Annotated in this window: 15 protein-coding genes; all 15 read left to right on the forward strand. The window is 34.4% G+C overall.

All coding sequences use genetic code 11. From position 1 onward, the window contains the following. On the forward strand, positions 1 to 398 hold a 398-nt coding region (locus M3005_RS05060; RefSeq protein ID WP_463670947.1), incomplete at its 5' end, for an MraY family glycosyltransferase. A gap of 23 nt (positions 399 to 421) precedes the next feature. Next, entirely contained in the window at positions 422 to 1,804 is a 1,383-nt protein-coding gene (gene murD, locus M3005_RS05065; RefSeq protein ID WP_293794287.1) for a UDP-N-acetylmuramoyl-L-alanine--D-glutamate ligase, read from the forward strand. Then, on the forward strand, positions 1,801 to 2,892 hold the full coding sequence (gene murG / locus M3005_RS05070; protein ID WP_293794288.1) for an undecaprenyldiphospho-muramoylpentapeptide beta-N-acetylglucosaminyltransferase: 1,092 nt from the start codon (positions 1,801 to 1,803) through the stop codon (positions 2,890 to 2,892). The genes murD and murG overlap by 4 nt, the downstream gene beginning before the upstream one ends. A 14-nt stretch (positions 2,893 to 2,906) precedes the next feature. After that, a complete protein-coding gene (locus tag M3005_RS05075) occupies positions 2,907 to 3,767 on the forward strand; it encodes a cell division protein FtsQ/DivIB (RefSeq protein WP_293794289.1) in 861 nt (286 codons plus the stop codon). Between the two features lie 106 nt (positions 3,768 to 3,873). Then, positions 3,874 to 5,229 carry a cell division protein FtsA gene (gene ftsA, locus M3005_RS05080; RefSeq protein WP_293794305.1) on the forward strand — a complete coding sequence of 452 codons (1,356 nt, stop codon included), beginning with the start codon at positions 3,874 to 3,876 and terminating at the stop codon, positions 5,227 to 5,229. Between the two features lie 29 nt (positions 5,230 to 5,258). Next, entirely contained in the window at positions 5,259 to 6,497 is a 1,239-nt protein-coding gene (ftsZ, locus tag M3005_RS05085) for a cell division protein FtsZ (RefSeq protein WP_293794291.1), read from the forward strand. 35 nt (positions 6,498 to 6,532) lie between these two features. Continuing rightward, positions 6,533 to 6,931 (forward strand): cell division protein SepF, encoded by a 399-nt coding sequence (locus tag M3005_RS05090; protein WP_293794292.1) that lies wholly within the window; start codon positions 6,533 to 6,535, stop codon positions 6,929 to 6,931. 2 nt (positions 6,932 to 6,933) lie between these two features. Next, positions 6,934 to 7,716, forward strand: a complete 783-nt coding sequence (locus M3005_RS05095; protein ID WP_293794294.1) for a YlmH family RNA-binding protein — start codon at positions 6,934 to 6,936, stop codon at positions 7,714 to 7,716. Positions 7,717 to 7,734: 18 nt separating this feature from the next. Continuing rightward, complete coding sequence (locus M3005_RS05100; protein WP_293794296.1) at positions 7,735 to 8,376, forward strand: DivIVA domain-containing protein; 642 nt, start codon at positions 7,735 to 7,737, stop codon at positions 8,374 to 8,376. 216 nt (positions 8,377 to 8,592) lie between these two features. Next, a complete protein-coding gene (gene ileS / locus M3005_RS05105; protein WP_293794297.1) occupies positions 8,593 to 11,391 on the forward strand; it encodes an isoleucine--tRNA ligase in 2,799 nt (932 codons plus the stop codon). Between the two features lie 49 nt (positions 11,392 to 11,440). After that, entirely contained in the window at positions 11,441 to 11,644 is a 204-nt protein-coding gene (locus tag M3005_RS05110) for a cold-shock protein (protein ID WP_293794298.1), read from the forward strand. A 65-nt stretch (positions 11,645 to 11,709) separates the two neighbouring features. Then, positions 11,710 to 12,261 (forward strand): NUDIX domain-containing protein, encoded by a 552-nt coding sequence (locus M3005_RS05115; protein WP_293794300.1) that lies wholly within the window; start codon positions 11,710 to 11,712, stop codon positions 12,259 to 12,261. A gap of 22 nt (positions 12,262 to 12,283) precedes the next feature. Next, complete coding sequence (locus M3005_RS05120) at positions 12,284 to 12,520, forward strand: hypothetical protein (protein ID WP_293794301.1); 237 nt, start codon at positions 12,284 to 12,286, stop codon at positions 12,518 to 12,520. Positions 12,521 to 12,531: 11 nt separating this feature from the next. Then, the gene (locus tag M3005_RS05125) at positions 12,532 to 13,224 is read left to right on the forward strand and encodes a 5'-methylthioadenosine/adenosylhomocysteine nucleosidase (RefSeq protein WP_293794302.1); all 693 of its coding nucleotides are present in this window, start codon (positions 12,532 to 12,534) and stop codon (positions 13,222 to 13,224) included. A gap of 17 nt (positions 13,225 to 13,241) precedes the next feature. Next, the coding region (locus tag M3005_RS05130; RefSeq protein ID WP_293794304.1) for an aminotransferase class V-fold PLP-dependent enzyme at positions 13,242 to 13,642 on the forward strand (401 nt) is incomplete at its 3' end.

Consider the following 13,642-nt stretch of genomic DNA (forward strand, 5'->3'; position numbering starts at 1 on the left):
CCATCGTTGCAATTCATCAACGTCAAATGGATGTAGCTATTTTCTGTTTCGCAGTGGTTGGAGCACTGTGTGCATTTATGATTTACAACCACAAACCAGCTAAAATTTTCATGGGAGATATGGGCTCACTTGCTTTAGGTGGATCACTAGCTGCTGTGTCAATTTTAGTTCATCATGAATTATCATTGATTTGGATTGGATTCATGTTTGTAATGGAAACATTAAGCGTAATTATTCAAGTTGCATCATTTAAATTAACTGGAAAAAGAATTTTCAAGATGTCACCAATTCATCATCATTTTGAAATGTTGGGTTGGTCTGAATGGAAAATTGATATTGTATTTTGGGTTTCAGGTGCACTACTAGCAATTACAGGTGTGTTAGCTATTATTATGTAATATTTATTTTGGGAGCAAAAATTATGAAAAATATTGATAATTATAAAAATAAAAAAATATTAGTTGTCGGTGCTGGGAAAAGTGGAATTAACGTTGCTAAACTTTTAAAACAGTTAGGGGCCGAAGTATGGCTTAATGATGCTAATCCACTAGCTGAAAATGTTAAAAATGATTTATCAAATATTGATGTAAACGTCATTGAAGCAAAACAATCCGCTGAATTATTAGATCAACAAGATTTTGATTTAATAGTTAAAAACCCAGGTATTTTTTATGATAACGAATTGATTCAAGCAGCAATGAATCAAGGAATTCCAGTTACTGTTGAAGTTGAGATAGCAACTGAAGTAAGTGATGCTTCTATAATCGGTGTTACCGGAAGTAATGGAAAGACAACTGTCTCTACAATGATTAACGATATTTTGAATATTGATCGCAAAAATGGATATTCATATGTGGCCGGAAATATTGGAGTTACAGCTAGTACAGTGACTCCTAATGCAAATGAGGAAGATGATATTGTTCTAGAATTATCAAGTTTCATGTTGCAAGGAATTACTGCATTGCACCCCCATATCGCAGTTTTAAATAATGTTTTCTCAAACCACTTAGATTACCACAAAACTAGAGAAAACTACGTTAACGCCAAAATGCGTATTACTGAAAACCAAACTGAAGATGATTACTTTGTTGTTAACTTTGATAATCCGGAATGGGTTGAGTTAAGCAAGAGAAGTAAGGCTAAAGTGGTACCATTTTCTTATGATGCTGTATCTAAAGAAGGTGCATATGTGTTAGATAACCAAATCTTCTTCAAAGATGAAAAAGTTATGGATGTTAAGGATATTAAAGTGCCAGGACAACAAAATGTGCAAAACGCTTTAGCAGCAATCGCGGTTGCAAAAATAATGAATAAGTCCAATGATGCAATTAAAAAGGCATTAGGTAGTTTTGGCGGGGTCAGACATCGTGTTCAATATGTCCTTTCATACATGGATCGAGATTTTTATAACGATTCGAAAGCAACTGATATTGAAGCGACTCAAGTTGCTTTAAGAAGTTTTAAAGACAATGTGGTCTTAATCGCTGGTGGATTGGACCGTGGATACACGTTTGAAAAATTAGAATCAGACTTTAAAAATCATGTAAAAGCAATTGTTTTATTTGGTGAAACAAAGCAATTGCTATCTCAAACTGCTACCAATGCAGGTGTAAAGAATATTAAAGTCGTTGATAACTTAGAACAAGCAGTTAACGAAGGTTGGTCAATGAGTGATGAGGGGGATGTAATTCTTCTATCACCTGCGAATGCAAGTTGGGATCAATACGATACCTTTGAACAAAGAGGAGACGAATTTATTAAATTTGTTGAACAAAAAACTGGTAGAAAGGAAGTAACAAAATGAGACTGATGATTTCCGGCGGAGGAACTGGTGGACATATTTATCCAGCTCTAGCTTTAATTGAAGAATTAAGACGTGTAGATCCAGATTCTGAAGTTTTATATGTTGGTTCTACCAGAGGGTTAGAAAAGGATATTGTTCCAAAACATAACATTGATTTTGAAGAATTAGAAATTCAAGGTTTTAAACGCTCACTATCTTTATATAACGTAAAGACAGTAGCTTTATTTATGAAGAGTTTGCACAAAGCAAAAAAATTAATAAAACAATTTAAACCAGATATTGTTATCGGAACTGGTGGATATGTATCAGGAGCAGTTGTTTATGCTGCTGCTCAAATGAAGATTCCAACCATGATTCACGAGCAAAACAGCGTCGTTGGTTTAACCAACCGCTTTTTAAGTAAGCATGTTGATAAGATTGCAGTTGGATTTGAGGATGCAATTAGTCAATTTCCTAAAGATAAGACAGTTTACACTGGAAATCCGAGAGCACAACAAGTAGCCAACTTAAAATCAGATTTTTCATGGACTAAATATGGTCTAAAAGATGATGTCCCAACCTTATTAATTTTTGGTGGGAGCCAAGGAGCTTTAAAAATCAATCGTGTAACTGCAGAAAGTATTCACTTATTTAATCGAAAGGATTACCAAGTGGTGTTCGTAACTGGTCCTAAGAGATACGATGACGTAATGGAACAATTAAAAGGACAAACTATTAATGACAACGTTGCGGTTTTAGACTACATTGCAGATATGCCAAATGTCTTGCCAAAAGTAGACGCAATCGTTGGAAGGGCAGGGGCAACTAGTTTAGCTGAAATAACAGCGCTAGGAATCCCATCTGTATTAATTCCAAGTCCTTACGTTACTGCTGATCATCAAACTAAAAATGCGTTAAGTTTAGTTAAAAACGATGCTGCTGTCATCATTACAGAAGATGATTTAACTGAAAAGACATTAGTCGAAAATGCAGATTTTATTATGAATGATCGATACAAACGATTGAAGATGGCTGAAAACGCCAGAAACATGGGATGTCGAGATGCTGCCACAAGGTTACTAGATTTAGCTAAATCTATTTGTCACTAATTGGAGTGGGTGAAATGAAATTAAAAATGCCTTCGAAGCTCTCCAATAAAGAGTCGAGAATATCAGATGATTTTGTTGAATTAAACAAGCAAAAAATCAAAAATAAATTAAACTCATCAACATATATTATTTTACCGATTGTGATCGTGCTGGGGATTTTAATTTATTTAGTGTCTCCAATAAGCAAAATTAATCAAATTAAGATTTCAGGAAATGGCTATGTGCCAGTTAATGAAATCAAAAATGATTTAAATATTAATTCTGGAGATAGTATATTTAAAGTCTTTGGTCATAAAAAGAAAATTAACGAAAACGTCGCTAAGAAAGATCACCGAATTAAGAGTATCGACTTTCATTTTAGTGGATTTAATAATTTAACCATTAAAGTGACACCTTATCGAGAAATTGGGTATGAAACAAAAGGGAAAAATCAATATCTGATTTTAGAAAACGGCAATGTTACGAACATAGCTGTTAAGGACCCTAAAGATGATAAAATGCCTTACATTGTAAAGTTTAATGACCGTGCAAAGTTACGTAAAATGATTCAAAAGTATTTGAAATTGCCTAAAGATATTAGAGATAACGTTAGGGTAATTTCGTTTTCACCAACAAAGGTCTATGCTGACGAATTGCATGTTTACATGCGTGATGGAAATAGAATCATTATTTTAATGAGTGATTTCAACAAAAAAATGGGCTTCTATAGATCGATTGCCACTCAATTGAAAACCAAAAGTATTATCAATTTGGAAGTAGGAGCTTATTCATACCCAATTTCCGACCAAAAAAATGAAACTAAAAAAAGCACAACAAAAACAACTCTTAAAGTGAATAAAGAAACAAAAAAATCAAACACTAAAAGAAACCAATAATGGTGCTTTAGAGTTAGAGATTCTTGTGTTAAAATTAAAATATAACTAACTTAAATAGAAATAAGAGTATCTAAGAATAATTATTCTTAATTGGAGGTTCCCCTAGATTATGAATTCAGAAATGTATGTTGGATTGGATATAGGAACCACGTCAATTAAAGTGATTGTTGCTGAAAAAGTTAAAGGCCAAATGAACGTTTTAGGTTTAGGAAACGAACGTTCAGAAGGAATTAGCCGTGGCATCATCGTTGACATTGACAAGGCTTCTGAATCAATAAGAAAAGCTGTAAACCAGGCAGAAGAAAAAGCTGGTATTCAAATTAATGATGTAATCGTTGGGATTCCAGCAAATCAATTAAAAATTGAACCATGTAGTGGGATGGTTGCAATCTCAGATCAATCCAGAGAAATATCTGATGAAGATGTAAGAAATGTGACTGTATCTGCGATGATTAAGAATTTACCACCTGAAAGAGAAATTGTGGATACTTTAGCTGATGAATTTGTCGTAGATGGATTTGATGGCATCAAGGATCCTCGCGGAATGGTAGGGGTACGTCTTGAAATGAAGGGACGTATTATTACTGGACCTAAGACAATCATTCATAATGTTAAAAAAGCAGTGCAAAGAGCTGGTCTAAATCCCGCAGCCGTAATTAATATGTCATTAGCACAAGGAATGACAATTCTAGATGATGGCGAACAAGATTTTGGAACAGTTTTAATCGATCTTGGTGGTGGCCAAACCACAGCATCAGTTATCCATGATCACCAATTGAAATTTACAACTGTTGATAGTGAAGGTGGAGAATACATCACTAAAGATATTTCAGTTGTTTTAAACACTTCACTTGAAAGTGCTGAAAAAATCAAACGTGATTATGGATATGCAGATGAAATCGATGCTTCAGAAAATAACGAATTTCCTATCGAAGTGGTTGGTCAAAGCCAACCAGTTAGAATTTCTGAAAAATACTTAGCTGAAATTATTCAAGCTAGATTAGACCAAATCTTCAATAGAATGGATAAAAGCTTAAGTAGTATATCAGCATTAAGTTTACCTGGAGGGGTAGTCTTAACCGGTGGTGTTGCGGCATTACCAGGAATATCAGACTTAGCTGCAGATCGATTGGATACTAACGTTAGAGTATATATTCCAGACCAAATGGGATTGAGACACCCATCATTCTCATTAGCATTATCGCTAGTTACTTATCGAGCAAACATGAGTGAAATTCAAGTATTAGTTAGATCTTCACTTGAAGGTAAGAGCGTTGTGACTGCACAACCAAATGATGATGATTTCATTGGAAATAATTATAGTAATGATATGATTACAGAAGATGTTAATTACGAACCTGAAATCACAGAAAAACCTCGTAAAGATAAAAAGTCTGTTTCTAAAGTTGCTAAAAATACTAAAGGTATGTTTAGCCGCTTCTACAAGGACTTTTTCGAATAAAAAAACAGGAATACACGGAGGAAGTTAAAATGGAATTTTCATTAGATTCTACACAAAGTCAAGGCGCAAAAATTAAAGTTATCGGTGTAGGTGGCGGTGGTAGTAATGCCGTTAACCGTATGATTGCTGAAGACGTTAAGGGTGTTGAATTCATCGTAGCTAATACAGATGTACAAGCACTAAACACTTCAAAAGCTGAAACTAAAATTCAATTAGGACCTAAGCTAACTCGTGGTTTAGGTGCCGGTTCTGATCCAGAAGTTGGTACTAAAGCTGCTGAAGAAAGTGAAGAAGCTATCGCTCAAGCACTTGAAGGTGCAGACATGGTTTTCGTAACTGCCGGAATGGGTGGGGGTACTGGTAACGGTGCTGCTCCTATCGTAGCTAAGATTGCTAAGCAATCAGGTGCTTTAACTGTTGGGGTTGTAACTAGACCGTTTACTTTTGAAGGACCAAGAAGATCTAAGTATGCTGCTGAAGGTGTTTCAGCACTTAAAGAAAACGTTGATACATTAATTGTTATCGCTAACAACCGTTTATTAGAAATGGTAGATAAGAAGACTCCAATGATGGAAGCTTTCCAAGAAGCTGATAACGTGTTAAGACAAGGTGTTCAAGGTATCTCAGACTTAATTACTAGTCCTGGTTACGTTAACTTGGATTTCGCTGATGTTAAGACTGTTATGCAAAACACAGGTTCTGCATTAATGGGTGTTGGTACTGCAACTGGTGAAAACAGAACTGCTGAAGCTACTAAGAAAGCTATTTCATCACCACTACTTGAAGTATCAATTGATGGTGCAAAACAAGTGTTATTAAACATTACTGGTGGTCCAGACATGTCACTATTTGAAGCACAAGATGCTTCAGATATCGTTGCTCAAGCTGCAACTAGTGACGTAAATATCATTTTTGGTACTTCAATTGACGAAGAACTAGGAGATGCAATTAAGGTAACAGTAATCGCTACTGGAATTGAAACAAGTCCAGAAGAATTACTTAACGGTCAAGTTAATAGAGGTACTAGAAGTGCTGATAACGCTGGACGTGTTGCTACTCCAAGACGTCATAAAGAAGACGAAACAAGTAACAATGTAAGAACTAACAATGAACAATCAGAATCATCAGAAACTACTGATGCAAGATTTGAAAATGTTCAAAAGAAAGAATTTGATCCTTTTGATGCTAACAATGCTAGTGAAAACCAAGCAGACGATAGCTCAAATGATGATGATTTACCACCATTCTTCAAATTCCGTCGCAAATAATTTTTTGTAAATTTCTTTGAAGGGAATGAAATGAAATGTCAGCTAAATTTAGTATTAGTAAGTTTTTCGGTACAGATTATGATCAAGATGAAGAATACTATGATAATGAACCACAAGTTGAAACTAGTGATAAAGTCGTATCTATTGGCAAAAATAGGGGACACGAAAGCAGTAAGATAACTGTTTTTGAGCCAAAAATATATGCTGATGTTAAGACTATCGCTCAAAAATTAATCGATAACAACGCTGTTATTATCAATTTTGATGCTGCTAGTGATGAAGCTACTCGTAGAATCATTGACTTCTTAAATGGTGTTATATTCACAATTGATGGAAATATCGAAAGAATTTCTGAATTAGTATTTCTTTTCACCCCACACAATTACTCAGTTGACGGAGACATTAGAAAAGAAATGAACGATAGATTGAGATAAAAATGGATAAGAATATTGAACAGCATTTTAGAAAAGAAGAAGTGCCATTTATTGATTCCTGCGCTGATTTAATAGATGAGTCTATAAATCAGTATCGACCAGTTCTTACAAAGTTTTTAAACCCAAGACAGGTTTATATTTTAACAACTTTGGTTAATCGCCAACCCGATTTGCAAATTAAAAGTTTTGGTGGATATGATAATGCAGAGATGAAGAGATGTTTAATTTATCCCGATTATTTCACTCCAACGGATGATGATTTTAAACTACAACTGTTTGAAATCAGATATCCAGTTAAATTTTCCAAACTAAGACATAGTAAGATATTAGGAACTGTGTTAGGTGCAGGAATAGAGAGAACCACGATTGGCGATATATTGACCGATGGAACTCATTGGCAATTCTTCTGTACTGAAGAAATTGCTGATTTTATTAAAATGCAAATCAATGCAATTGGAAAAACAAAGATTTCTTTAATTGAGACTCCACTGAAAGAAGTTATTGTTCCTGAAAATGACTGGAAAGATGAATCAACTACAGTTTCGTCATTTAGAATGGATACCCTAATTTCTGAAGGATTTAATATCTCTAGAAACGATGCTAAGGAATTAGTTAGCCACCAAAAAGTACATCTTAATTGGGCCGTCAACATGCGACCTGATTATGAAATTACAACACATGATGTTGTTTCTGTTCGAAGATATGGTAGACTAAAGTTGAAGAGACAAGATGGAGAAACCAAAAAAGGTAAATATAGAGCAGTAATTTCTGTTCTAAAAAAATAGGTTGGAGGAGAGATACTGATGGTACTTAGCCCACAAGATATTCACAACAAAGAATTTTCTGTAAAAATGAGAGGTTACAATATTGACGAGGTCAATGAATTCTTAGATCGTATTATTAAGGATTACCAACTAACTCTTTCAGAAAACATTGAAATGAAGAATCGTTTGAAAGAAACAGAAGAAGAATTAAAATACTTTAACGGTATGAAAGATTCATTGAACCAATCAATTATCATTGCACAAAACGCTGCTGATCAAGTTAAAATCGATGCTCAAAACGAAGCAAACGATGTAACTGAACAATCAAGAAAGCAAGCAGATGAAATTCTAAACGATGCTAGTGTTAAGGCTAAGGAAATCGTTGAAAACATCTCAAGCCAATCTAAAGCACTATTAGTAGCTAATGATGATTTAAGAAAGACTACAGAATCATTTAGAGAAAAACTACAAACTTTATTAAAGAGTCAAATGGAAATGGTATCAAGTCCTGAATGGGATAAAATCATCTCTGGGGTTGATGCTAATCAAGAAAAGGTTAGCAAACAAATTAATAACCTTGACACTTTTAAAGACACAGTAGTAAAATCTGATAGTAAAGAGATGCCTAAGGATGCAACCGTAAAGATTTATCCTGATGGTTCTTTTAAAAAAATTAAATAACGAGATTGAGAACAGAAAGCAATAAATTGAAACAATTAAGCGAGCTGATGGTTGGTGAGAGATCAGTTGTAAATCATTTATTGCAGATCAACTCAGTTTATCTCATGAATTAGTTAATTAAGATAGAATGTTTTTTACATTCTAAATTGGGTGGTACCGCGAAAGACTTCGTCCCTTGTGATGAGGTCTTTTTTTATTAGAAAAGGAGTGATTTTGATGCGAGTTAAAGATACTTTAAATTTAGGTAAGACCAAGTTTAAGATGCGTGGTAATTTACCAGTTAAAGAAGTAGAAAGACAAAAAGCATGGGAAGATAACAATGTATATCAATTAAGACAAAAATTAAATGAAGGTAAACCTTCATTTGTATTACATGATGGCCCTCCATATGCCAATGGTGACATTCATATGGGACATGCTTTAAATAAAATTTCAAAAGACTTTATCGTTAGATACAAGTCAATGAATGGATTTAGAGCACCTTACGTTCCTGGTTGGGATACTCACGGTCTACCAATCGAACAAAAGCTAACTCAAGCTGGTTACGATCGTAAAAAGATGGATACTAATGAATTCAGAAAATTATGTCATGAATATGCATTAAAACAAGTTGACCGTCAAAGAGAAGGATTCAAACGTCTTGGAGTTACTGGTGAATGGGACAATCCATATCTTACATTAAAACCTGAATTCGAAGCTGCTGAAATTAGAGTTTTCGGTAAGATGGCTGAAAAAGGTTTAATTTATCGTGGTAAGAAACCAGTTATTTGGTCATGGTCATCTGAATCAGCACTTGCAGAAGCAGAAGTTGAATACCATGATATCGAATCACCATCAGCATTCTATGCTGAAAAAGTTGTTGATGGTAAAGGTGTATTAGATGAAGACAACACTTACATGGTTGTTTGGACTACTACACCATGGACAATTCCTGCATCTATGGGTATTACTATTGATGCTGGTTTTGACTACGCAGTTGTAAAACCATCTAATGACGATCGTCAATTCGTACTTGCTGCTGAATTAGTTGATAAAGATGCTGAATTATTCGGTTGGGAAGATTACGAAATCGTTAAGACTGTAAAAGGTCAAGAACTAGAAGGTGTGTTAGCACAACATCCATTTATGGATAGACAACTACTAACTATGCTAGGTGATTTCGTAACAATCGATACTGGTACTGGTTTAGTTCATACCGCTCCTGGTTTCGGGGAAGATGACTACTACGTTGGTAAGTCATACGGATTAGACATCTTTGTTGACGTTGACGCACAAGGATACCTAACTAAAGAAGCAGGTCCAGATTTCGAAGGCGTTTTCTACGATGATGCTAATGAAATTTCATTAAACAAGTTAAAAGAAAAGAACTTACTATTGAAGTATCAACCAATTACTCATAGTTATCCATTTGACTGGAGAACTAAAAAGCCCGTAATTTACCGCGCTACTGACCAATGGTTCGCTTCAGTTGATAAGATTAGAGATGACATTTTAAATGCCATTGAAGATGTTAAATTCAAACCTGAATGGGGTAAGAAACGTCTTTACAACATGATTAAAGACCGTGGTGATTGGGTAATCTCTAGACAACGTGTTTGGGGAGTTCCACTACCAATTTTCTATGCAGAAGATGGTACTCCAATCATTACTAAAGAAACTACTGATCATGTTGCAGAACTATTTGCAAAACACGGTTCAGATATTTGGTTTGAAAAAGAAGCTAAGGATTTACTTCCTGAAGGGTTCACTAGTGAACATTCACCAAACTGTCAATTCACTAAAGAACATGATATTATGGATGTTTGGTTTGATTCAGGTTCATCACATCAAGGTGTTTGTGCCGAACGTGATTACTTAACTTACCCAGCAGACTTATATCTAGAAGGTTCAGACCAATACCGTGGTTGGTTCAACTCAAGTTTAATTACTAGTGTTGCATTTAGCGGTAAGGCTCCATACAAGCAACTATTATCACAAGGATTCACACTTGATGGTGAAGGCCACAAGATGAGTAAATCACTTGGAAATACAATTGCTCCTGATGAAGTTATTAAACAAATGGGTGCTGAAATCGTTCGTCTATGGGTTACTTCTGTAGATACTTCAGCTGATGTTAGAGTATCAATGGAAAACTTTGTAAAAATTTCAGACTCATACAAGAAGATTAGAAATACAATGAGATACTTGCTAGCTAATACTTCAGACTTCGATCCAAAAACTAACAGTGTTGCATTTGATGATATGAAATCAGCCGATAAATACATGATGGTTAGATTAAATCAATTCATCAAGGATATTAAGACTGATTATGATAACTACGATTTCCTAAGCTTAAATCGTCGACTACTTTCATTTATCAACGCTGATCTATCAGCTTTCTACCTAGATTTCGCAAAAGATATTCTATACATCTATGCTGAAGATAGTATCGAAAGAAGATCAATGCAAACAGTCTTATATCAAGCAGCTGTTGCATTAACTAAGTTAATGACTCCAGTATTGCCTCATACAGCTGAAGAAATCTGGCCATTCTTATCTGAAGAAGAAGAATTTGTTCAACTTTCAGAAATGCCAGAACCAGGAGATTTACCTGAAGCAGATGAAATTGCTGAAAAATGGCATAACTTCATGGAACTAAGAGACGATGTATTGAAGGCATTGGAAGAAGCCAGAAACAACAAATTAATTGGTAAAGCTTCAGAAGCTAACCTAGAATTATATGTTGATGACAACGTTAAGGCTAAGTTAGAATCATTAGATACTGATGTTGCTCAAATCTTAATGGTATCTGAATTATCAATTAATGATGCAAGTAGCGCCCCAAGCGAAGCACAAAACTTTAATGATGGCCTTTCCATTGTAGTTAAACATGCTGAAGGTGTCGTTTGTGAACGTTGTCGTTTAATTAGTACTGATGTTGGTTCAGATTCAGATTATCCACAATTCTGTGCACGTTGTGCTAAGATTGTACGTGATAACTTCCCAGAAACTGCGACTGAAGGTTTTGAAGAATAAACAATAAAAAACTGGGATTTTCCCAGTTTTTTATTTTAAGGAGAAAATAATGATAAAAGGTAAAGTTAATAATTTTAATCCAGAGCATGATTTTGGCTTTTTAAAAGGTGAAGACAAGAATAAAGTATTTTTCCATGCATCTGCGGTTGAAAATAAAACCAGAAATGAAATTGAAATCGGTCAAAAGGTTGAATATCAAATTGCTCAAGGGATGAAAGGTCTTCAAGCAGTAAAAATTCGTGTGATTGACTAGAGAATAATTGAAAAAATCTTTTAAAATATATAGAATGAATATATAAATCATAAAGGGTTGATAATATGAATCTTGAAGAGAAAGTACTAGGAGTTGAACCTAAATACAATGGGGCAATCATTAATGTTGAAAAGCAAACCGTTGAATTGCCAAATGGAGAAACTTCTACTAGGGATGTTGTCCATCATTCTAATGCAGTTGGTATTCTTGTTTTAACTAAGAATAATAAAATGTTATTGGAAACCCAATGGCGAGCACCTATTGCAAAAGAAACAATTGAAATTCCTGCTGGAAAAGTAGATGACAGAGATAGTTCATCCTTAGATACAGTCAAAAGAGAGTTAAACGAAGAAACTAGATTAGAAGCAAAAACAATCAAAAGAATTACTGGATTTTATTCTAGTGTCGGCTTTTGTGATGAATATATGGAATTATATTTAGCGTTTGATTTAAAACCAGTTGAGGATGAATTACCACGCGATCAAGGAGAATATTTAAATATCAAAGAATATTCTCTAGATGAAGCATTGGAAATGATTGAAAACGGTAAGATTGAAGATGCTAAGACAATTACTGCAATTTATTATTGGAAATTACACGATCAAATTGGTCGTTAATTGTTAAAGGAGTTAGTCCTTAATGATAACTAGAAAAGAGTATCAAAGTAATAAAAAGAAAAAACATTTAGATGATGATTTTATCAGCCGAAGTCAATCTGACGATGATGTTATTAGTCGAGAAGAAGTTTCTAGAAATAATACATTGAGTGATGACGATAAAATCAAGCGATTATCCAGAAGACTAAACTGGACGATAGCCTTTTTGATATTACTTATAATCGCAGTATATTTAATTTTAATTTACGTTAACCCATAGGAGAAAATAAAATGAAATTTGGAATTTTATGTGCAATGGATGAAGAAATCAAAACATTGCTAGAATCATTGGAAAATAAAAATGAAGTTAATATTAAAGAAATGACCTTTTATGAAGGAACTATTTCTGGACAAGAAGTAGTTTTAGTTAGATCTGGGATTGGTAAAGTAGAAGCCGGTTTAACCACAGCGCAATTAATTACTAGTTTTGATGTTGATATCGTTATCAACTCAGGTTCAGCTGGTGGAATTGGAGAAGGTTTAAACGTTGGGGATGTTGTTGTATCCACTGAAACTGCTTACCATGATGTTGATGCTACTGCTGCTGGATATGAATATGGTCAACTTCCTGGTCAACCAGCTAGATTTAAAGCTTCTGAAAAATGGTCAAAAGAAATTACTGAAGCTTCTAAAGAAGTCGGATTAAACGTAAAATCAGGATTAATTGTTACTGGTGATCAATTCGTTGCTGATCAAGCTGTTATTGATGGCATATTAAAGAACTTCCCAGATGCACTTTCATGTGAAATGGAAGGAGCTGCCGTTGGACAAGTTGCCAATCAATTTAACATTCCATACGTTGTTGTAAGAGCTATGTCAGACAACGCTAATGGGGATGCTGATAAGAGCTTTGATGAATTTATTTTAGAAGCTGGAAAACGTTCAGCTAAAATGTTATTAGATTTATTTGCAAATCAAAAATAGAAAGGGTTTAGGTATATTTGAGAGAAGTTTACTTGGATAATGCCGCTACAACCCCCATCGATAAAAACGTCTTAGATGATATGTATGATAAGATGCAAAATGTTTATGGGAATGCTTCCACACTTTACGGAATTGGTAGAAAAGCTCATACCGTATTGGAAGATAGTAGAGACATTATTGCTAAAAGCATAAACGCTAAGCCAGACGAAATAATATTTACTAGTGGTGGTAGTGAAAGCGATAATACAGCAATTATACAAACTGCAGAAGCTCGTAAATCACTAGGAAATCATATTATTACAACCGCAATTGAACATGAAGCAGTATTGAAACCACTTGAATATTTAGAAGGTCAAGGATACAAGGTCACATACTTACCAGTTAATGCTGATGGAGTCATCGATATTGAAGATTTAAA

This window comes from Apilactobacillus sp. (assembly GCF_025290035.1).
In the GTDB taxonomy this organism is placed as follows: Bacteria; Bacillota; Bacilli; order Lactobacillales; family Lactobacillaceae; genus Apilactobacillus.

What these genes read in the sequence shown, in the direction of transcription:
- murD (WP_293794287.1), top strand. Translation starts at nt 422, where the DNA reads ATGAAAAATATTGATAATTATAAAAATAAAAAAATATTAGTTGTCGGT.
- murG (WP_293794288.1), top strand. Translation starts at nt 1,801, where the DNA reads ATGAGACTGATGATTTCCGGCGGAGGAACTGGTGGACATATTTATCCA.
- M3005_RS05075 (WP_293794289.1), top strand. Translation starts at nt 2,907, where the DNA reads ATGAAATTAAAAATGCCTTCGAAGCTCTCCAATAAAGAGTCGAGAATA.
- ftsZ (WP_293794291.1), top strand. Translation starts at nt 5,259, where the DNA reads ATGGAATTTTCATTAGATTCTACACAAAGTCAAGGCGCAAAAATTAAA.
- M3005_RS05090 (WP_293794292.1), top strand. Translation starts at nt 6,533, where the DNA reads ATGTCAGCTAAATTTAGTATTAGTAAGTTTTTCGGTACAGATTATGAT.
- M3005_RS05095 (WP_293794294.1), top strand. Translation starts at nt 6,934, where the DNA reads ATGGATAAGAATATTGAACAGCATTTTAGAAAAGAAGAAGTGCCATTT.
- M3005_RS05100 (WP_293794296.1), top strand. Translation starts at nt 7,735, where the DNA reads ATGGTACTTAGCCCACAAGATATTCACAACAAAGAATTTTCTGTAAAA.
- ileS (WP_293794297.1), top strand. Translation starts at nt 8,593, where the DNA reads ATGCGAGTTAAAGATACTTTAAATTTAGGTAAGACCAAGTTTAAGATG.
- M3005_RS05110 (WP_293794298.1), top strand. Translation starts at nt 11,441, where the DNA reads ATGATAAAAGGTAAAGTTAATAATTTTAATCCAGAGCATGATTTTGGC.
- M3005_RS05115 (WP_293794300.1), top strand. Translation starts at nt 11,710, where the DNA reads ATGAATCTTGAAGAGAAAGTACTAGGAGTTGAACCTAAATACAATGGG.
- M3005_RS05120 (WP_293794301.1), top strand. Translation starts at nt 12,284, where the DNA reads ATGATAACTAGAAAAGAGTATCAAAGTAATAAAAAGAAAAAACATTTA.
- M3005_RS05125 (WP_293794302.1), top strand. Translation starts at nt 12,532, where the DNA reads ATGAAATTTGGAATTTTATGTGCAATGGATGAAGAAATCAAAACATTG.